We start from the raw sequence: 17,958 nt of genomic DNA on the forward strand, positions 1-17,958 counted from the left end.
AAGCGCCGCGCTGCATGGCTCCCCCAGACCAGCATGAGGGAGCCAGCATCACAGCTTTCTGCGATGCTTTCGGCCGAGGCGCCCTGTCAAGTTGTCAGCGAGGATCGCAACCATGGCAGGAAAGGATGGGACTGCGGCGATGACCGATCAGCGGCGGCGATGACGGCGTCGTGTCATGGCCGCCCCTACTCACCCACCAACGCTCGCACCACCGCCTCCGGCTCGCGCTCGATCACCCGCAGCAGCGTCCGCGCGGCCGGGTCCGGCTTCCGCAACCCCTGCTCCCAATCCCGCACGGCACTGAGCCTGAGCCCGAAGCGCTCCGCGAAGGCCTCGCGGGTCAGCCCCATACGGGTCCGGATGGCGCGCACATCGGGCACGTCCGGCGCCAGGTGAACCCGCGCAGGCTCAGCCGCTCCCCGCAGGATGGCGGCGGCCTCCTCCAGCGAGGCGATCAGGTCGCGGCCGAACTCGGTATCCTTGTCGGTGTCGTGGCTCATTTCCGGCCCTCCTTCATGGCCTTGGCGAGGGTCAGCACCGCCGCCCGCTGCGCGGAGCTGAGGTCGGCCTGCTGGTTCTTGCCGTAGAGCAGCAGGGCCAGCACGGGCAGATCGTCGGTCAGCAGATAGTAGATCACCCGGAAGGCACCGCTCTTGCCCCGACCCTTCGGTGCCCAGCGCAGCTTCCGGACGCCGCCCAGACCGGGGATCACGTCGCCGGCCAGCGGGTCGGCGGAAAGTGTGTCGATCATCTCGGCGCGCTCGTCGCGGGCCAGCAGGGCATCCGCCTGTCGTGTGAAAATCGACGTTTCAAGGATGGAGTGCTTCGGCGGCACACGGAAAGAATACAGCATTGCTGTATCCGATGAAACAGTGGACTTTGCGGGTCATCACCTTCGGACACCCCACCTTCCGGTGGCGCACGGCCCGGCACTGCCTACAACAGGCGATGACGTCCGCCAGACCGCCTCGCCTGACCCGCCGAACCCCTCCACCCCGCGTCAGACTCCGGGAGGTGCACGAACCTGAGCTTCCTGCCAGGGTGCAGGGGGCAGCGCCCCTGCCTGCGACAGGTCAACCAGCCCTCACCGTACCGACAGGTCCTCCGTCGCTGGCCACGAGCGGGACGGCGCGCCACCCCCTTCCACCCGGCACACCTCACGCAACGCCATCCCGCATCCCGCTCGCACGCGGCGTGAAGGCCAGCCCCGCCGGCAGGGCGCGGAGAAGCTCGCGCCCCTTCGCCTCGCCCGCCACGTCCACGAACAGCGTCCCCCTGCCTCTCGCCTTGAGGGCGATGCGGGTGCCGAACGGCGTCCAGGGCGCGTCCACCCGCTCGATGGCGCTGAACGGCCAGTGGTCGGGTCGGAAGACCTTGAAGCGCACGCCGTCGCGCCCGATGGCGAAGCGCGGGCTGATGCTGTTCCGCGAATAGGCGAAGGCGGAGAAGCGGCGCGACAGGCCCCGCACGGGGATCACGACGCTGCCGTCCGGGCCGTGCGAGAGCGGCTGGTCCGAGGCCCGGCGCAGCCGGCGCATCAGCCACAGCGCCAGGCCGCCGGACAGCAGGAACACCGCCACGAACATCCCGACGCCCAGGAGGATGATGGTCTCGCCGTCCATGCCGCCCCGCCGGTGGAGGACGCCGCGCGGGTCGCGGCCGCCATGCCCGGCACGGTCGCGCGCCGAACCGCGCCGCGTCAACGCGCCTTGTGCCGCGCAGCGGCAACAAGCGCCCCGTGCCGCTCCGCGCCGCGGCAACGCATCGCGGCACAGGGCGGCCGCGCCTCCGCGCCTACCCCTCGAACAGGTCCCGCAGAGCCAACGCCACCACCTCCGTCGCCTTGTACAGATCCGCCAGCGGCAGGCGCTCATCCGCCCGGTGGGCGTTCGCCTCCTCGATCGTGCGCGGCCCGGCCCCGTACAGGACGATGGGCACGCCGGCCGCCGCGTAGTGGCGGGCATCGGTGTAGAGCGGCACGCCCTTCGCCGTGATCGCCTCGCCCATCACCGCGCTGGCCCGGGCGCAGAGCCGTTCGGTCAGCCGCGTCCCGCCCGGCAGCGGCACCAGCGGCTCGGCCAGCAGGATGCGGCGCACGGTGACGGTGGCCCGCGGGAAGGCGGCGGCCGCCCGGGCGATCACCGCGCGCAGCTCCGCCTCGACCGCCGCAGGCTGCTCCTCGGGGATCATGCGGCGGTCGAGGCGGAAGGTGACGCGGTCCGGCACCACGTTGGTGTTGATGCCGCCCTTGATCAGCCCGACGGTCATCTGCGCCGCGCCGATGCCCTCGATGGCGGAGACGCGCTGCGCCAGCCCCTTGCGCCAGTCGTAGAGGCCGCCGAGCAGCCCGGTCGCCGCCTCCAGCGCATCGACCCCGGTGAAGGGCATGGCGGCGTGGGCGGAGCGGCCGTCCACCTGCACCTCCAGGTGCAGGCAGCCGTTATGGGCGTTGGTGACGGCGTAGGAGAAGCCGGCGCCGATGGCCAGGTCGGGCTTGCTGATCCCCTCGCGCAGCAGCCAGCCGGGGCCGATCTCGCCGCCGGATTCCTCGTCATAGGTCAGGTGCAGCTCGACGGTGCCGGCGCTGAGCCCGCCTGCCTCGCGCAGCGCCAGCAGCGCCCAGGCATAGGTGGCGAAGTCGCTCTTGGAGACGGCGGCGCCGCGCCCGTACATCCATCCGTCCACGACGGCGGCGCCGTAGGGGTCCTGGGTCCAGCCCTCGCCCGGCGGCACCACGTCGCCATGCGCGTTCAGCGCCACCACCGGGCCGGGGCCGAAGCGGTGGCGCACGACCAGGTTGGTGGCCGAGACCATCCCGTGCTCCCGCGCCAGGGCCTCCGGCACGACGTGGCGCTCGACGACCAGGCCCAGCCCCTCCAGCAGCGCGGCGGTGCGCTCGGCATGGGCGGTGCAGTCGCCGGGCGGGTTGTCGGAGGGGACCTTCACCATCTCCGCCAGGAAGGCCGTCTGTGCCTCCCGCTGCCGGGTCAGCCAATCGCGGATCGCTTGGTCCTGGGGTGCCGCCATGGGGTGCTCCGGTGCGCGGGGGTGTCCGTTCCCGCATAGGGCCGAAGGGCGGGGGAGGGGAACCACCCCCGGCGCCGCACCGCGCCTCCCGGCGAGGGGGCGTCGGCGGCGCTGGCCGGCCATCGGGATCCGCCCCGGACCGGGGGGAGGCGGCCTCCGCCGGGGGCGGGCCGGGGCGGCGGCGCCCCCGGCCTTACCGTCCGCCGTTCAGCCCGCCGCCTGGGGCAGGCGCATCCAGGCCGGGATCCGCGGCGCCACGCGTGCCTCCCCGGCCAGCAGCGGACCGGCGGCGTCCAGCGCGTCGAGGCGGAGGAGGGCGAGGGCGGTGCCGTCGCGGCCGGAGCGCACCTCCCCCACCTCGCGCTCGCCGGCACGGATGGGGGTGCCGGGCGCGGGCAGGGGGCCGTCCACGGCGACGGGGACGAGGCGGCGCTTGAGCAGGCCGCGGTACTTGGTCCGCGCGGTCAGCTCCTGGCCCATGTAGCAGCCCTTGGTCCAGGAGACGCCGTGCAGCTCGTCGAAGCCCGCCTCCAGCAGGACGGACTTCTCCGCCTCCATGTCGCGGGAGCCGTCGGGCAGGCCGAGGGCCAAGCGGTGGCGGTCGTAGTCGGCGGCGCTGGCGTCGGCGGCGAGGGGCGTGCCGGCGGGGAGAAGGAGGCGCCAGCCCGCCTCGGGCAGGCGCGGGTCGGGGGCGGCGAGGGCGCCGGCGGGCGGGGCGGCCCCGCCCCAGGCGGCGGCCACGGTGAAGTCGGCAGACGCGTCGCGCAGGGCGACGCGGGCGCGCAGGCGGAAGCGGGACAGGCGCTGGAGCAGGGCGGGAAGGAGCGCGGCCTCGGCATCCAGCAGCAGGCGGACGCCGTCGGACAGGAGGAAGAAATCCGCCAGCCACTTGCCCTGAGGGGTGAGGAGGGCGGCCCAGACGGCGGTGCCGGGGGCGGCGCCGGTCACGTCGCCGGGAGCGGCTCCGGTCACGTCGCCGGGAGCGGCGCCGGTCACGTCGTTGGAGACGAGGCCCTGGAGGAAGGGGAGGCGGTCCTCGCCGGAGATCTCCAGCACGCCACGGTCGGGGAGGGTCGCGATCGGCATGGGGGGAGAGGTGGCGCGGGGTACCGGCGAGGGCAATGGAAAATGCGCGGGGGGGAATGCGCGGGGCGCAGGGCCGGCGCCTGCGACGGCGAGGGGCGGCAAGGGCGGCGGTCCGTGCTATGGCCCCCGGCACGATGCGTGTGCTCTTCGTCACCTCGACCCGGATCGGCGATGCCGTCCTCTCCACCGGGCTGCTCGACCACCTGCTGCGGGCCCATCCGGAGGCACGGTTCACCATCGCCTGCGGCCCGGTGGCGGAGGGGGTCTTCGCCCGCCTGCCGCGGCGGGAGGCGACGATCGTCCTGGCCAAGCGGCCGCTCTCCGCCCACTGGCTCGACCTGTGGCGGCGGGTGGTGCGGACGCGCTGGGACCTGGTGGTGGACCTGCGCGGCTCCGCCCTGTCCTGGCTGGTGCCGACGCGGCGGCGGGCGGTGATGCGCGGCGGGCGGCGGCGCGGGCACCGGATCGGGCATATCGCGGCGGTGCTGGGGCTGTCGCCGCCGCCCGCGCCGGTGGCCTGGACCGCACCGGCGGACGAGGCGCGGGCGGCGGCGCTGCTGGATGGGGCCGACGGTACCGTCGCGGCCCCCATCCTGGCCCCCATCCTGGCCCTGGGACCGACGGCGAACTGGTCCGGCAAGGTCTGGCCGGCGGAGCGGTTCGAGGCGCTGGCGGCGGCGCTGACGGCGCCGGGCGGGCCGCTGCCGGGAGCGCGGATCGTGCTGCTGGGCGGGCCGGGGGCGCAGGAGCGGGCCATGGCGGCGCCGCTGGTGGCCGCGCTGCCGGGGGCGCTGGATCTGATCGGCCGGCTGTCCCTGCCGGAGGCGGCGGCGGTGCTGCGGCGCTGCGCCCTGTTCGTGGGCAATGATTCCGGGCTGATGCACCTCTCCGCCGCGGCGGGAACCCCGACGCTGGGGCTGTTCGGACCCACCCCGGCGGAGGAGTACGCGCCGGTCGGCCGCGCCGCCCGGGCCGTGGTGGCGCCGGACGGCACGATGGCGGGCCTGGAGGTGGAGGCGGTGCTCGCCGCGGCGCGGGCGCTGCTGCCGCGGCAGGCCGGGCCGGATGCGGGACGCCTGGATCCGGGGGGCGTCGCCGCGTGAGGGTGGCGCAGGTGATGGCCGGCGCCGTGCTGGGGGGGGCGGAGACCTTCTACGAGCGCCTCTGCATCGCCCTGCACGCCGCGGGCGAGGAGGTGCTGCCGGTGGTCCGGACGGAGCCGGGGCGGATGGCGCGGCTGCGGGAGGGCGGGCTGGCGCCGCTGGGGCTGCGCTTCGGCGGGCCGCTGGACCTCCTCACCGGGCCGCGGCTGCGCAGCGCGCTGCGGGGCTTCGCGCCGGCGGTGACGGTGGCCTGGATGAACCGCGCCGCGCGCTTCGCGCCGAAGGGGCCGTGGACGCTGGTGGGGCGGCTGGGGGGGTATTACGACCTGAGGCACTATCGCCGCTGCGACCATCTGGTCGGCAACACGCGCGACCTGGCCCGCTGGATCGCGGCGCAGGGTTGGCCGGCCGATCGGGTGCACCACCTGCCGAACTTCGCGCCCGACCTGCGCGGCGCGGCACCCGCCGCCCTGCCCGCGCCGCCGGGGATGCGCCGGCTGCTGGCGCTGGGCCGGCTGCACCGGAACAAGGCCTTCGACGTGCTGCTGCGGGCCCTGGCGGGGCTGCCGGGGGTGCACCTCTCCCTGGGCGGGGAGGGGCCGGAGCGGCCCGCGCTGGAGCGGCTGGCGGCGGAGCTGGGCGTGGCGGAGCGCGTGGCCTTCCTCGGCTGGCGGCGCGACACCGGGGCGCTGCTGGCGGCCTGTGACGTGCTGGTCTGCCCCTCCCGTCACGAGCCGCTGGGGAACGTGGTGCTGGAGGCCTTCTCGGCCGGGCGGCCGGTGGTCGCCGCCGCGGCGCAGGGGCCGGGCGAGGTGATCCGCGACGGGGAGACGGGGCTGCTGGTGCCGGTCGACGATGCGGGCGCGCTGGCCGCCGCGCTGCGCCGCGTGCTGGAGGAGCCGGCGCTGGCCCTGCGCCTGGCCGCCGCCGGGCGCGCCGAGTACGAGGCGGTGCATGCGGAGGCGCCGGTGATCGCGCGCTGGCGCGGCTTCCTCGCCGCCGTGGCGCCCACCATGGCGCCCCCCGGGGCCGGGGAGGCGCGCTGACATGTGCGGCATCGCCGGCCTCGCCCTGCAAGCCGGGCAGACCCCCGACCCGACGGTGCTGGAGGCGCTGACCCGCGCGCTGGCGCATCGCGGCCCGGACGGGCGTGGGCACCACGTCTCCGGCAACGTCGCGCTGTCGCACACGCGGCTGGCCATCATCGACCTGGCGGGCGGCGACCAGCCGCTCTTCGCGGGCGCGGCCGCGCTGGTCGGCAATGGCGAGGTCTACAACTACCGGGAGCTGCGGCAGGAGAACCTCCTCTCCTGCGTCACCGGCAGCGACTGCGAGCCGCCGCTGCACCTGTGGCGGCGCGACGGGCTGGGCTTCGCCGACACGCTGCGCGGCATGTGGGCCATCGCCATCCACGACCGCGCCGCGCGGCAGGTGGTGCTGTCGCGCGACCCCTTCGGCATCAAGCCGCTCTACTGGGCGGAGGTCGCGGGCGGCATCGCCTTCGCGTCCGAGCCGCAGGCGCTGCTCGCCGCGGGGCTGGTCGCGCCGCGCCTGCGCGCGGAGGCACGGGACGAGCTGCTGCAGCTGCAGTTCACGACCGGCGCCGAGACCATCTTCCAGGGCATCCACCGCGTCCTGCCCGGCGAGACCCTGGCCATCGCCGAGGGCGCGGTGGTGGAGCGGCAGCGGCGCGACGCTCTGCCGCCGGGCGCGCCCGAGGAGGTGGACGAGGAGACGGCGCTGGCCCGCTTCGGCACGGCCTTCCGCGAGAGCGTCGAGTTCCACCAGCGCTCCGACGTGCCCTACGGCATGTTCCTCTCGGGCGGCACGGACAGCGCCGCCGTGCTGGCGATGATGGCGCGGCTGAACGACCGCCCGGTGCTGGCCTTCACCGCCGGCTTCGACACCAGCGGCCACGGCACGGACGAGCGCGAGCAGGCCGCCGCCGCCGCCGCCGCCGCGGGCGCCCGCCACGTCCGGCTGGAGGTCGGCGAGGCGGAGGTCTGGCAGAACCTGCCGCGCATCGTCGGCGCCATGGACGACCCGGCCGCCGACTACGCCATCATCCCCACCTGGTTCCTGGCGCGCCGCGCGCGGGAGGAGGTGAAGGTCGTCCTCTCCGGCGAGGGCGGCGACGAGCTGCTGGGCGGCTACGGCCGCTACCGCGCCGCGATGCGGCCCTGGTGGCTGGGTGGCAAGGCGATGCGGGCGCACGGCACCTTCGACCGGCTGGACGTGCTGCGCGACCCGCCGCGCCTGTGGCGCGACGGGCTGACCGCGGCGGAGAGCGCCGTCGCCCTGCCGGGCCGCACGCGGCTGATGGCGGCGCAGGCGCTGGACGTCGCGGACTGGCTGCCCAACGACCTGCTGACCAAGCTCGACCGCTGCCTGATGGCGCATGCGGTGGAGGGGCGGGTGCCCTTCCTCGACCAGGGCGTGGTGGAGGCCGCCTGGCGCCTGCCGGATTCGCTGAAGGTGCGGCGGGAGTCCGGCAAGTGGCTGCTGCGCCGCTGGCTGGAGCGGGAGTTCCCCGCCTCGAAGCCCTTCGCGAGGAAGAAGGGCTTCACTGTCCCGGTCGGCGCCTGGATCGCCGGGCAGGCGGACCGCCTCGCCCCGCTGGTGGCGGCGCAGCCCGGCGTGGCGGAGATCGCCAGGCCCGGCCGCATCCTGCCGCTGTTCCGAGCCGCCGCGAACAAGCGCGAGGGCTTCGCGGCGTGGCACCTGCTGTTCTACGCGCTGTGGCACGCGCGGCATGTCGAGCGACGCAGCGACGCCGGGAACGTGTTCGAGGTGCTGGCGCAGCGGTAGGGCGCTTGGCGCGGGGAGAGGCCAGGCCCTTCCCGCCTTCCCCCAGGACGGCAGGAGACGGCGCTTCTCCGTCAGGACATCGACGACGGCGCGCAGTTCGGCCGGCATCTGCTCGCGCGTCGGGATATACAGCTGGAAACCGTCGAAGGGCGGGCACCATGGTTCCAGCACCCGGACGAGCAGGCCGCTGGCGAGATGCGCCCGCACGGCGAAATCCATGTGCATGACCAGCCCGATCCCCTGAGGGCGGCGCTCGTCATCACGTCGTCGCTGTTGGTGACGAGATGGCCCTGCGGCTCGATCGACAGGTCGCGCCCATCGCCGGGATCGGTGAACTCCCGTCGGTAGAGGACGGCGCTGGCGGTCTGCCGGTACCCGATGCGGTTGTGGCGGGCGAGGTCCTCCGGGCCGGCGGGTGGCTGGTTCGCCGCGACATAGGCGGGCGAGGCCACCACCGCCATCGCGACCGGCGGCGTGACCGGTATGGCGATCATGCTGTCCGGCACCGCTTCCAGCAGGCGTATGGCGGCGTCGCAGCCGTCCCGGACGATGTCGCCCAGCCCGTCATCCACGACCACCTCCAGCCGGATCAGGGGATGACGGCGGGCGAACTCCCCGAGGTGGGGCTCGATGAACGACGGCACGACGAGGAGCCATGCTCCTCGGCGGGTAGGGCCTCCGCTCGCGCTGACGCCTCTGATGTTTCTTTCAGAGTCCCGCCTGTCCGCATTCCGTCAGGGTTCCGCCCGCAGGCTGACGTCTACCGGAAGCACCAAACTCCCAGCGGGGACCGGGGCCCGCTTGTGGCCCCGGCAGGGGAGGGTCTGGGAGGGGACGGCGTCCCCTCCCGGTCCGACGCCGGAGCACGATAGAACGACAGGTCAGGCCATCCCGCCGTTGGTATGGGCCGCGACGCGCGCCGGGCCGGGTCGCTCCAGGGGGTGCCGTGGCGTTCGTGGGGCGATGCCTCGCGGGTGGCGGGGGGCTTCGCCGGGTCGTCCGGCCGCAGCGCCGTGGCGCCGGGCCACGGGGCGACCCCGGCGTCGCAGAGCAGGGCCTGGCGTCGCAGGGCAGGAGGCCCGGCGCGAATTTTGCCTCGCATCGTCCATTCGGAGGGTGCCGGCCAGCGGCGGGGGGTCCAGAACCACTCCTCGGCAGGACGCCGCGCGTCCGCGGCACGCCATTCCTGAAGGAGCCATGGACCGGCAGCGCCGGCCTGCATGGATTCATCGTCTCAAATTCATGCCGCAAAATTAATTCAATCCATATTCGTTAACATTTCTTGACGAATGGCACGCTGCTCGTTACGAAGCTCGAACCTTTGCACAGACGTCGCAAGGAGTTCGGACCATGGCTCAGTGGATGCCTGCCCAGAAGCAAGGCTTCGACCTGCTGATCGTGCTGACGGCCGCGGTCTTCGCGATCCCCGTCCTCGCCATCGCCGCGCTGCTGATCCTGGCGCTGGAGGGCCGGCCGGTCCTCTACGTCTCGCGACGACGCGTCTATCGTGACATCACCATGCCGGTGGCGAAGTTCCGGACCATGCGGCGCAACGCCGACCGCCTGATCAACCGTGACACGGTGCCGGTGGCGGGCGTGCGGTTCCTCAACACGCCCAGCGATTCCCCCGTCTATACCCCCATCGGGCGCTGGATCGAGCGGCTGATGCTGACGGAGATGCCGCAGCTCTGCTACGTGCTGCTGGGCAGGATGAGCCTCGTCGGCAACCGGCCGCTGCCGGAGAACGTCATCGCCTCGCTGCGCGAGGAGTACCCCGATGCCGAGACGCGCTTCCTGACCCCCGCGGGCCTGACCGGCCCGGTGCAGCTGATCGGCCGCGACCACATCTCCGACCGCGACCGCCTGATGCTGGAGACGACCTATTGCCACGTGGTGGAGCATGCCTATTCGCCCCTCCTGGACCTGCGCATCCTGGTCGGCACCGTGCTGGTCGGGCTGGTGCCGGGCTACCGCTTCACCCCGGAGCAGGTGATGGACCTGCTGCTGAGCCATGCCCGGCCGCGCCCGCATGCCGCGGCGGGCCTGATCTGACCCCGCGGACGGCCATGGCGGCCGGGCGCCGGCGGCACCGGACGGGCAGGGGGGGCCGCACGGCCTTCCTTGCCCTTCTGCTTGCCGGTTCCCTCGTCGCCGGGTCCCCGTTCGCTGGTTCGCTGGTCGCCGCGCCGGCCCGGGCGGAGACGCCGGACTTCCTGCTCGGCCCGGGCGACCGCGTCGCCGTCTCGGTCTTCCGCCGCCCGGATCTCTCGGGCGAGTTCCGCATCCTGCCGGGCGGGACCCTGTCCCTGCCCTTCCTCGGCAGCCTGCCCGCTTCCGGCCTGCCCCTCTCCGCGCTGCGCGACGCCATCCAGGCGCGGCTGAAGGAGGATGCCTTCCTGCTCGACCCGCGCGTCACGCTCGACCTGGTCGAGGCGCGGCCGGTCTTCGTCGCGGGCGACGTGCGCCGGCCCGGCAGCTATCCCTTCCAGTTCGGCATGACGGTGCTGCACGCGATCACCGCGGCCGGCGGGCCGCGCGCCGTGGATACGGAGGAGCTGGGCGCGCAGATCGAGATCGGCAACCTGCGCGAGAAGCTGCGGCAGGCGCAGCAGGGGATCGGCCTCGCCCTGATCCGGCGCGAGCGGCTGCAGGCGGAACGCGACGGCGCCGCGGATTTCACCGCCCCCGACACGCGGCGCTACCTCTCCGAGGAGAAGGCGGCGGAGGTGGTGGCGAGCGAGCGGCGCATGATGGCGCAGCGCGACGAGGTGATCCGCACGCAGAAGGCGATGATCGCCGACCAGACGGCGCTCTACCGCGCCGAGATCCAGGCGCTGACCGAGCAGGCGGAATCGAAGCAGCGCGAGGGCGATCTGGTGCTGGAGGAGACGCGCTACGCACAGAACCTGCTGCGCCAGGGGCTGACGCCGCGCACCCCCCGCATCAACGAGCTGCAGCGCCTGTCCATCCAGCTGGAGAGCGACCGCCGCCAGATCGCCGCCCAGATCGCCCGCGCCCGGCAGGAGATCGTGCGCCTGGAGCAGTCCGCGAACGGGCTGGAGCAGCAGCGCCAGATCGAGGTGACGGGCTGGCTGCGCGACAACGCGGATCTGCTCAACGGCCTGACCGTCACGCTGGAGGAGAGCCACGCCTCCCTGACCCGCGTCGGCGAGGCGCTGCCGGCGCCGGGCGGCGCGCGCGACGCTGCCGACCGCTTCGTCATCCTGCGCCAGTCCGGCGGCGGGACGGAGCGGATCGCCGCCCGCGCGGACACGCCGCTGCGGCCGGGCGACCTGGTCGAGACCGCGGCGCGTTGACGGGCGCGCCGGGCGGAGGCGGTATGGTGCCATGACCGCCCGGACCCGCGCCCTGGCCCTGTCGCTGGCCCTGCTGCCCCCGGCGGCGCTGCCCCCGGCCCTCTGGCCCGCGACCGCCCTGGCGGCCGAGCCGCAATGCCGCTTCCCCGGCCCCTGGCAGCGGGTGGAGGTGATGCGCACGCTGGCCAACGGGCCGCTCAGCCCGCTGCGCATCGCCGCCGATCCCTCCGTGCTGCACGAGGGCGGCCGCTACCGGCTGTGGTTCACCAATGCCGACAGCCGGCAGCGCACCGGCATCGCCTATGCCGAGAGCGCGAACGGGCTGACCTGGCGCATCTGGAAGAAGGCCTCCGCGCCGGACCGGGTGATGGACCTGGTGCTGGCGCCGCCGGCCGATGGCTGGGACGCGCCGGGGATCGAGACGGCGAACGTGCTGCGCACGCCCGAAGGCGGCTACCGCCTGTACTATTCCGGCAACCACCGGCCGCAGGGCAGCATCACCTACGCCATCGGCATGGCGGAATCGCCGGACGGCATCACCTGGACCCGGCGTTCCCAGCCCGTGCTGGAGGCGCAGCAGGACTGGGAGAAGCCGCTCTGCGGTAATCCCGCCGATCCCGCCACCTGCCGCATGGGCGGGGTGCTGGAGCCCAGCGTGCTCTACGACCCCGCTGCGCGGCTCTACCGCATGTGGTATGTCGGGCTCGGCGAGCCGCGCGGCTCCTTCCGCACCTACCGCATCGGCCACGCCACCTCGCCGGACGGCATCGCCTGGACGCGCCGCCCCGCGCCCGTCCTGACCCTGGGCGGCAAGGGCGCCTGGGACGAGATGTGGACCACGCATGTGAACGTGGTCGCGGATCCGAAGGCGGGCTTCCACATGTTCTACTTCGGCAGCGCCCCCGCCGATTACCGGGACGGCGTCGAGATCCAGCGCGGGGCCATCGGCCATGCCTGGAGCGCCGACGGCATCGCCTGGCAGCGCAACCCGGCCAACCCCATCCTGTCGCCGCGCCCCGGCCAGCCGGATGCCTGGTCGCTGGGCGGGCCGCATGCGCTGATCGAGGACGGGCGCGCGCGCCTGTGGTACTTCGCCAGCCCGAGCAGCGGCCTGGAATCGCAGATCGTGCTGGCCGAGGCACCCTGCGGCCCATGATGCCGTGCCGCCCGGCATGACGCGGCACGGCTGACGTGGCGGCGCTGCGCCCCCTGTTGCTGCGCCTGCTCGCCGGGCTGCGGCTCGATGCGCTGGCGCGGCCGCTGCATGGCGGCGCGGGCGCGGTGCTGATGTTCCACCGGGTGCAGCCGGACGATCCCACGCTGACCTTCGGGCCCAACCGCCGGAACAGCGTCACGCCCGGGCTGTTCTGCCGCCTGCTGGATGCGCTGGCGGCGGCAGGGATCGCCGCCGTCACGCTGGAGGAGGCGGCCGCGCGCCTGGCCGCGCCGCGGCCGGGGCGCTTCGTCTGCCTGACCTTCGACGACGGCTACCGCGACAACCACGACATCCTGCTGCCGATCCTGGAGGCCCGGCGCGTGCCCGCGATCGTCTATGTCGCGCCGGGGCTGGTCGACGGCACCGCGCCGCTGTGGTGGTACGGGCTCGACCAGGCCATCGCGCGGGAGGGGGCGCTGCGCCTGCCGCTCGACGGCGCCGCCGAGTTGCCCGCGGCGGAGGGGCGCGCAAAGCACGCCGCCTATGCCCGCGCCGCCGCCGCCATGCTGCGCGCCCGGCCGGATGCCGTCGCCGCCGTGTCGACCACGCTGGCGGAGCGCTACGGCGTGGACTTCGCTGCCCTGGCCCGCCGGCACATGATGGGCTGGGACATGGTGCGCCGCCTCGCCGCCTCGCCCTGGGTGACGATCGGCGCGCACACCCTGTCGCATCCCAGCCTCGCCACCCTGGACGAGGCGGCGGCGCTGGCCGAGATGGGCGGCAGCCGCGAGCGGCTGGAGGCGGAGACCGGACTGCCGGTGCGCCACTTCGCCTACCCCTTCGGCACCCCCGTGACGACCGGCCCGCGGGAGGCCCGGCTGGCCCAGGCCCTCGGCTTCCGCACCGCCGTCACCACCCATCCGGGCAACCTCTTCCCGGCGCATCTCGGGCAGCCCTGCGTCTGGCCGCGCCACGGCATCGGGCCGGAGGACGGGCCCGAGGCGGTGCGCGTCAAGCTCAGCGGCCTGGCGAACGCCCTGCGCCGCCCGCTGCGGCGCGTGGTGACGGCGCCGCTGGGGTGAGGCGGCGCCCCCCCCCCGCGGGGTCGGGTCAGAAGGCCAGCAGATTGTCGCGGAACTGGTCGTGGGCGTAGTGGCGACGGGCCAGGCCGCGGCGTTGCAGGGCGGGCACCAGCCCGTCGGTGATCTCCGCCACGCTGCGGCGGGTGGTGTCGGCCAGGGTGAGCAGGAAGCCGTCGCCGCCGACCTCCTCCATCGCCGCGCCCATCCGCTCCGCCACCTGGTCCGGGGTGCCGACCAGCTCGATGGAGCCGGTGCGGGCATAGTCCACCAGCAGCTCGCGCAGGGTGCGGCCGCGGTTCTTGCCGATGAACTGCTCCAGGCTCTGCTGGTGGCCGTTGGTCCGCAGCTCGCCCAGCGGCCGGTCCAGGTCGAACTCCGCGAAGTCGATGTTCGTCACCTTGCTCAGGTGGGCGAGGCGGATGTGCGGGTTGTCCGCGTGGAACTCGGCGTTGCGGCGCTGCCGGGCCAGCGCCTCCTCCTCGGTCGCGCCGAGGATGGGCGAGACGAGGAACAGCACCTTGCAATGGTCGGGATTGCGGCCGAACCGCGCCATGCGCTCGCGCACGTCGTCGCGATACGCCTTCATCGCCTTCGCCCCCTTGGTGCTGGCGACGATGGTGTCCGCCCATTTCGCGGCGAAGGCGCGGCCGGCGGGCGAGCCGCCCGCCTGGGCGATCACCGGCTGGCCCTGGGGGCAGGGGCCGGAGTTCAGCGGGCCGCGGCAGCGGAACCAGCGGCCCTCGAAGTTCACCGCATGCACCTTGCTCGGGTCGATCAGCGCGCCGCCCTCGATGCCGCCGGTGATGGCGCCGGGTTCCCAGGAACCCCAGAGCTGGCGGACGAGGTCCATGTACTCCTCCGCCATCTCGTAGCGCAGGTCGTGCTCCGGCATCCCCGGCAGGCCGAAGTTCTGCGCGGCATAGTCGGAGGAGCCGGTGACGGCGTTCCAGCCGATCCGCCCGGCCGAGACCTGGTCCAGCGTGCCGATCAGCCGTGCGAGCAGGTAGGGCGGGTAGGCAAAGGTGCCCAGCGTGGGAACGATGCCGATGCGCGAGGTCTCCCGCGCCAGCAGCCCGGCCACCACCGCCGGGTCCTGGCGCGGCACGGCGATGCCGTTCTCCAGGTACACGTCGCGGGAGGAGCCGTAGCTTTCCCCGACATAGGAGGAATCCTCGAGCAGCACGTAGTCGAAGCCGGCGCGCTCCAGGTTGCGCGTCATCTCGACGAAGAACTCCGGCCGCATCCAGGTCTCGGCCACGTTGCCGGTCCATTCCTCGCCCCAGGACTGGATGCTGGAGCCCTGCAGGAACCAGCCGAGGTGGAAGCGCTTGTCGGTCATCGGAACTCCGGGAGCGGGCAGGGGCGCGGGCGTGGCGCCCGGCGCGGGACGGGGAGGGAGGATGCCGCGCCATGCGCATTCCGTGCCAGGGGGCGCCCGGCGCCTGCCCGGCCGGCCGGGCTTCCGTCCTGGCCCGCATCCTGCGAAGACATCCGTTCCGTTCCCGGGAGATCCTCCATGCGCCGCCTCTCGCTCTGCTCCACCCTCGCCGCGGCGGGCCTGGCCCTCGGCCTCGGCGCCGCCCCGGCCCCGGCCGAGACGGTGCTGCGCGCGGTGCTGATCAACGAGCTGACCAGCATCGACCCCGTGGTCTCCACCGCCGCCTTCGTGCGCAACCACGGCTTCTTCATCTACGACCAGCTCTTCGCGCTCGACAGCAAGGGCGTGGCACAGCCCCAGATGGTGGGCAGCCACAGCGTGTCCGACGACCGCATGACCTGGCGCTTCACGCTGCGCGACGGGCTCGCCTTCCATGACGGCGCGCCGGTGCGGGCGGCGGATGCCGTGGCCTCGATCCGGCGCTGGGCGCAGCGCGACGTGGTCGGGCGGGCCCTGGCCGCGGCGACCGCCTCGCTGGAGGCGGTGGACGACAAGACCTTCGAGCTGAAGCTCTCCCGCCCCTTCGCCCTGGTGCTGGAGGCGCTGGCGCGCCCCACCGGCAGCGCGCTGTTCGTCATGCCCGAGCGGGTGGCGCAGACCCCCGCCACCACGGCCATCACCGACACCACCGGCTCCGGCCCCTTCGTCTTCCCGCGCGACCGCTGGCGCATCGGCGACCGCGCCGTCTACCAGCGCAACCCGACCTACCGGCCGCGTCCCGAGGCGCCGGACGGGCTCGCCGGCGGCAAGGTGGTGACGCTGGACCGGGTGGAATGGCTGGCCATGCCCGATGCCGCCGTGGCGGTGAACGCGCTGACCACGGGGGAGATCGACTTCATCGAGCAGCCGCCGCCCGACCTGGTCCCGCAGCTGGAGCGCAACCGGCAACTGCGCGTCGCCCCGATCAACCCCATCGGCTACATGGTCTGGCTGCGGATCAACCACGCCCAGGCACCCTTCAACGACCCCCGCGCGCGGCAGGCGCTGCTGCATCTGCTGAACCAGCAGGAGGTGCTGGAGGGGATGGGCGTGCGCGCCGCGGAGCAGGTGCCCTACTGCCCCGCCTTCTTCATGTGCGGCACGCCGCTGGAGACGGCGGCCGGCGCGCGCGGCCTGCGCCAGCCGGACGTCGCCCAGGCGCGGCGGCTGCTGCAGGAGGCGGGGTATGACGGGCGCAAGGTCGTCTTCCTGAACGCCACCGACAACCCGTTGAACAATGCCGCCACGCTGGTCATGGCGGAGGCCTTCGGCAAGGGCGGGCTGGTCATGGACGTGCCCTCGATGGACTGGGGCACGCTGACGCAGCGGCGCAACCGGCGCGAGCCGCAGGCGGAGGGCGGCTGGAACCTGTTCGTCACCATCGCCAACGCCTTCGACGCGGAGAACCCGCTCTCCAACCTCTACCTCGCCAGCCCCTGCGAGGGTGGCCTGGCCGGCTGGCCCTGCGACGCGGAGCTGGAGCGGCTGCGCCGGTCCTGGTGGGAGGAATCCGACCCCGCCAAGCGGCGCGCCCTGCTCGACCAGGTGCATGCGCGCGCCTACGAGGTGCTGCCCTACATCAATGCCGGGCAGTTCCGCACCAACGCCGCTTGGCGCTCCAACATCACCGGCATCCGCCCGACCACCGTGCCAGTCTTCTGGGGGGTGGAGAAGAACTGATACGGACGGCGGGATGCGCTGATCCGTGCCGGCACGAGGTGCGCCCGTGGCCCGGGGGCAAGGCTCCGCCTCGCCCCCGTACCCCCACTCCGCCAGGACCCTGCGGGCCCTGGACCCGATGGGCGCTGCCGCGGGACAGCCTGCGACGGGGTCGAGGCGCCGAGGAGCATGGCTCCTCGGCGGGTATGGCCGCAGCATTCGCTGACGCCTTCAAACCTATTCTGGAGTCCCGCCTGTCCGCGCGCTGTCAGGGTTCAGACCGGAGGCTGACACCCCCCGAAAGCACCAAACTCCCAGCGGGAACCGGGGCCCGCTTGTGGCCCCGGCAGGGGAGGGTCTGGGAGGGGACGCCGTCCCCTCCCGGTCCGCCGCAGGACCACCACAGCACGACGGATCAGGTCAGCCCGCCCTGGGTATCAGCCGGGGACGTCACGCTCCTGGCCCGAGGGGGCGGGCGCTGCCCTTTCTCCTTTCACGGAGGCTGGGGAACGCGGCCGGGCGCGCCCGTCCTTTGCCGCTCAGGCGATGGGGGGCAGCAGGGTGTCCAGCGTCTGCCAGAGCCGCTTCAGGTCGGAATCGCGCGACAGGCGATGGTCGCCGTCCTTCACCAGGGTCACCGCCACGTCGTCGCCGGCCAGCGCGTCGGCGATGCGCAGCGCGTGCTGCCAGGGCACCTCGGCATCCCGCATGCCCTGGACCAGCCGCACCGGCCCGGCATAGTCCAGCGGCCCGCCCAGGATCAGGTGGTGGCGCCCTTCCTCCAGCAGCTGGGCGGTGATCGGCAGCGGCTCGCCATAGGCGGAGGGGCGACGGACGATGCCGTCGCGGGCCAGGGTCTCCCGCTCCTCCGCCGTCAGCTCGGCGGGGATGAGGTCTTCGGTGAAGTCCGGGGCGGCGGCGATGCCCAGCACCGCCCGCACCCGCTCCGCCCCCCAGCGCCGGGCGAGGAGCAGGGCGATCCAGCCGCCCATGGAGGACCCGGCCAGCACGACCGGCCCGGGGGCGCGGTCGTCGATGACGGCCGCGGCATCCTCCAGCCACCCGCCGATGGTGCCGTCCTCGAACAGCCCGCCGCTGATGCCGTGGCCGGCATAGTCCAGGCGGAGGAAGGCGCGCCCGCGCTCGCCGCAGCGGTCGCGCAGGAAGAGCGCCTTGCCGCCTTCCATGTCGGAGCGGAAGCCGCCGAGGAAGACCACGGTCGGCCCGTCGCCCTCCAGCGCCGCCCAGGCGAGGGGGGTGCCCTCGCGCTCCAGGGTTCCCCGGTGCTCCCTCATGGGCGCTC

Annotated in this window: 16 protein-coding genes; 8 read left to right on the plus strand and 8 right to left on the minus strand. The window is 74.0% G+C overall.

The genetic code is table 11. From position 1 onward, the window contains the following. Positions 1-185: 185 nt before the first annotated feature. The 5 genes from LPC08_RS04070 to ygfZ form a co-directional block, all read right to left on the minus strand. Positions 186-500 carry a helix-turn-helix domain-containing protein gene (locus tag LPC08_RS04070; protein WP_230451465.1) on the minus strand — a complete coding sequence of 105 codons (315 nt, stop codon included), beginning with the start codon at positions 498-500 and terminating at the stop codon, positions 186-188. Continuing rightward, positions 497-853, minus strand: coding sequence for a type II toxin-antitoxin system RelE/ParE family toxin (locus LPC08_RS04075; RefSeq protein ID WP_230451466.1), 357 nt, complete (start codon positions 851-853; stop codon positions 497-499). Before LPC08_RS04075 ends, LPC08_RS04070 begins: the two co-directional genes overlap by 4 nt. A gap of 304 nt (positions 854-1,157) precedes the next feature. Then, complete coding sequence (locus LPC08_RS04080; RefSeq protein WP_230451467.1) at positions 1,158-1,622, minus strand: hypothetical protein; 465 nt, start codon at positions 1,620-1,622, stop codon at positions 1,158-1,160. Positions 1,623-1,794: 172 nt separating this feature from the next. Further along, complete coding sequence (locus tag LPC08_RS04085; protein WP_230451468.1) at positions 1,795-3,027, minus strand: M20/M25/M40 family metallo-hydrolase; 1,233 nt, start codon at positions 3,025-3,027, stop codon at positions 1,795-1,797. A gap of 207 nt (positions 3,028-3,234) precedes the next feature. Beyond that, complete coding sequence (ygfZ, locus tag LPC08_RS04090) at positions 3,235-4,113, minus strand: CAF17-like 4Fe-4S cluster assembly/insertion protein YgfZ (RefSeq protein WP_230451469.1); 879 nt, start codon at positions 4,111-4,113, stop codon at positions 3,235-3,237. Positions 4,114-4,247: 134 nt separating this feature from the next. Between ygfZ and LPC08_RS04095 the strand changes: the two genes are divergently transcribed. Genes LPC08_RS04095 through asnB form a run of 3 tightly spaced genes read left to right on the plus strand, consistent with a single transcriptional unit; the run spans position 4,248 to position 8,024 of the window. After that, a complete protein-coding gene (locus LPC08_RS04095) occupies positions 4,248-5,216 on the plus strand; it encodes a glycosyltransferase family 9 protein (RefSeq protein WP_230451470.1) in 969 nt (322 codons plus the stop codon). Positions 5,217-5,230: 14 nt separating this feature from the next. After that, positions 5,231-6,262 carry a glycosyltransferase gene (locus LPC08_RS04100; protein ID WP_230452975.1) on the plus strand — a complete coding sequence of 344 codons (1,032 nt, stop codon included), beginning with the start codon at positions 5,231-5,233 and terminating at the stop codon, positions 6,260-6,262. Between the two features lies 1 nt (position 6,263). Next, positions 6,264-8,024 carry an asparagine synthase (glutamine-hydrolyzing) gene (asnB, locus tag LPC08_RS04105; RefSeq protein WP_230451471.1) on the plus strand — a complete coding sequence of 587 codons (1,761 nt, stop codon included), beginning with the start codon at positions 6,264-6,266 and terminating at the stop codon, positions 8,022-8,024. A gap of 71 nt (positions 8,025-8,095) precedes the next feature. Here asnB and LPC08_RS04110 read toward each other — a convergent pair whose 3' ends face one another. Further along, complete coding sequence (locus LPC08_RS04110; protein ID WP_230451472.1) at positions 8,096-8,668, minus strand: LysR substrate-binding domain-containing protein; 573 nt, start codon at positions 8,666-8,668, stop codon at positions 8,096-8,098. A gap of 706 nt (positions 8,669-9,374) precedes the next feature. Between LPC08_RS04110 and LPC08_RS04115 the strand changes: the two genes are divergently transcribed. The 4 genes from LPC08_RS04115 to LPC08_RS04130 are packed head-to-tail and all read left to right on the plus strand — an operon-like array spanning position 9,375 to position 13,579. Beyond that, a complete protein-coding gene (locus LPC08_RS04115; RefSeq protein ID WP_230451473.1) occupies positions 9,375-10,076 on the plus strand; it encodes a sugar transferase in 702 nt (233 codons plus the stop codon). A gap of 14 nt (positions 10,077-10,090) precedes the next feature. Beyond that, on the plus strand, positions 10,091-11,341 hold the full coding sequence (locus LPC08_RS04120) for a polysaccharide biosynthesis/export family protein (RefSeq protein ID WP_230451474.1): 1,251 nt from the start codon (positions 10,091-10,093) through the stop codon (positions 11,339-11,341). A gap of 31 nt (positions 11,342-11,372) precedes the next feature. After that, the gene (locus tag LPC08_RS04125) at positions 11,373-12,497 is read left to right on the plus strand and encodes a glycoside hydrolase family protein (protein WP_230451475.1); all 1,125 of its coding nucleotides are present in this window, start codon (positions 11,373-11,375) and stop codon (positions 12,495-12,497) included. A 35-nt stretch (positions 12,498-12,532) separates the two neighbouring features. Next, entirely contained in the window at positions 12,533-13,579 is a 1,047-nt protein-coding gene (locus LPC08_RS04130) for a polysaccharide deacetylase family protein (protein WP_230451476.1), read from the plus strand. Between the two features lie 28 nt (positions 13,580-13,607). Here the strand turns inward: LPC08_RS04130 and LPC08_RS04135 are convergent, their stop codons facing one another. Then, complete coding sequence (locus LPC08_RS04135) at positions 13,608-14,918, minus strand: NtaA/DmoA family FMN-dependent monooxygenase (RefSeq protein WP_230451477.1); 1,311 nt, start codon at positions 14,916-14,918, stop codon at positions 13,608-13,610. A gap of 177 nt (positions 14,919-15,095) precedes the next feature. On the opposite strand from LPC08_RS04135, the gene LPC08_RS04140 reads away from it, so the two are divergent. Continuing rightward, positions 15,096-16,676: an ABC transporter substrate-binding protein gene (locus tag LPC08_RS04140; RefSeq protein ID WP_230451478.1), complete on the plus strand. Its 1,581-nt coding sequence runs from the start codon at positions 15,096-15,098 to the stop codon at positions 16,674-16,676. 518 nt (positions 16,677-17,194) lie between these two features. On the opposite strand, the gene LPC08_RS04145 is transcribed toward LPC08_RS04140, so the two are convergent. Continuing rightward, on the minus strand, positions 17,195-17,950 hold the full coding sequence (locus tag LPC08_RS04145) for an alpha/beta hydrolase (protein ID WP_230451479.1): 756 nt from the start codon (positions 17,948-17,950) through the stop codon (positions 17,195-17,197). Positions 17,951-17,958 lie beyond the last annotated feature (8 nt).

It is taken from the genome of Roseomonas sp. OT10 (assembly GCF_020991085.1).
In the GTDB taxonomy this organism is placed as follows: Bacteria; Pseudomonadota; Alphaproteobacteria; order Acetobacterales; family Acetobacteraceae; genus Roseomonas; species Roseomonas cutis.

What these genes read in the sequence shown, in the direction of transcription:
- ygfZ (WP_230451469.1), bottom strand. Translation starts at nt 4,113, where the DNA reads ATGCCGATCGCGACCCTCCCCGACCGTGGCGTGCTGGAGATCTCCGGC.
- LPC08_RS04095 (WP_230451470.1), top strand. Translation starts at nt 4,248, where the DNA reads ATGCGTGTGCTCTTCGTCACCTCGACCCGGATCGGCGATGCCGTCCTC.
- LPC08_RS04080 (WP_230451467.1), bottom strand. Translation starts at nt 1,622, where the DNA reads ATGGACGGCGAGACCATCATCCTCCTGGGCGTCGGGATGTTCGTGGCG.
- LPC08_RS04070 (WP_230451465.1), bottom strand. Translation starts at nt 500, where the DNA reads ATGAGCCACGACACCGACAAGGATACCGAGTTCGGCCGCGACCTGATC.
- LPC08_RS04145 (WP_230451479.1), bottom strand. Translation starts at nt 17,950, where the DNA reads ATGAGGGAGCACCGGGGAACCCTGGAGCGCGAGGGCACCCCCCTCGCC.
- LPC08_RS04135 (WP_230451477.1), bottom strand. Translation starts at nt 14,918, where the DNA reads ATGACCGACAAGCGCTTCCACCTCGGCTGGTTCCTGCAGGGCTCCAGC.
- LPC08_RS04125 (WP_230451475.1), top strand. Translation starts at nt 11,373, where the DNA reads ATGACCGCCCGGACCCGCGCCCTGGCCCTGTCGCTGGCCCTGCTGCCC.
- LPC08_RS04120 (WP_230451474.1), top strand. Translation starts at nt 10,091, where the DNA reads ATGGCGGCCGGGCGCCGGCGGCACCGGACGGGCAGGGGGGGCCGCACG.
- LPC08_RS04100 (WP_230452975.1), top strand. Translation starts at nt 5,231, where the DNA reads ATGGCCGGCGCCGTGCTGGGGGGGGCGGAGACCTTCTACGAGCGCCTC.
- LPC08_RS04085 (WP_230451468.1), bottom strand. Translation starts at nt 3,027, where the DNA reads ATGGCGGCACCCCAGGACCAAGCGATCCGCGATTGGCTGACCCGGCAG.
- LPC08_RS04075 (WP_230451466.1), bottom strand. Translation starts at nt 853, where the DNA reads ATGCTGTATTCTTTCCGTGTGCCGCCGAAGCACTCCATCCTTGAAACG.
- LPC08_RS04115 (WP_230451473.1), top strand. Translation starts at nt 9,375, where the DNA reads ATGGCTCAGTGGATGCCTGCCCAGAAGCAAGGCTTCGACCTGCTGATC.
- asnB (WP_230451471.1), top strand. Translation starts at nt 6,264, where the DNA reads ATGTGCGGCATCGCCGGCCTCGCCCTGCAAGCCGGGCAGACCCCCGAC.
- LPC08_RS04140 (WP_230451478.1), top strand. Translation starts at nt 15,096, where the DNA reads ATGCGCCGCCTCTCGCTCTGCTCCACCCTCGCCGCGGCGGGCCTGGCC.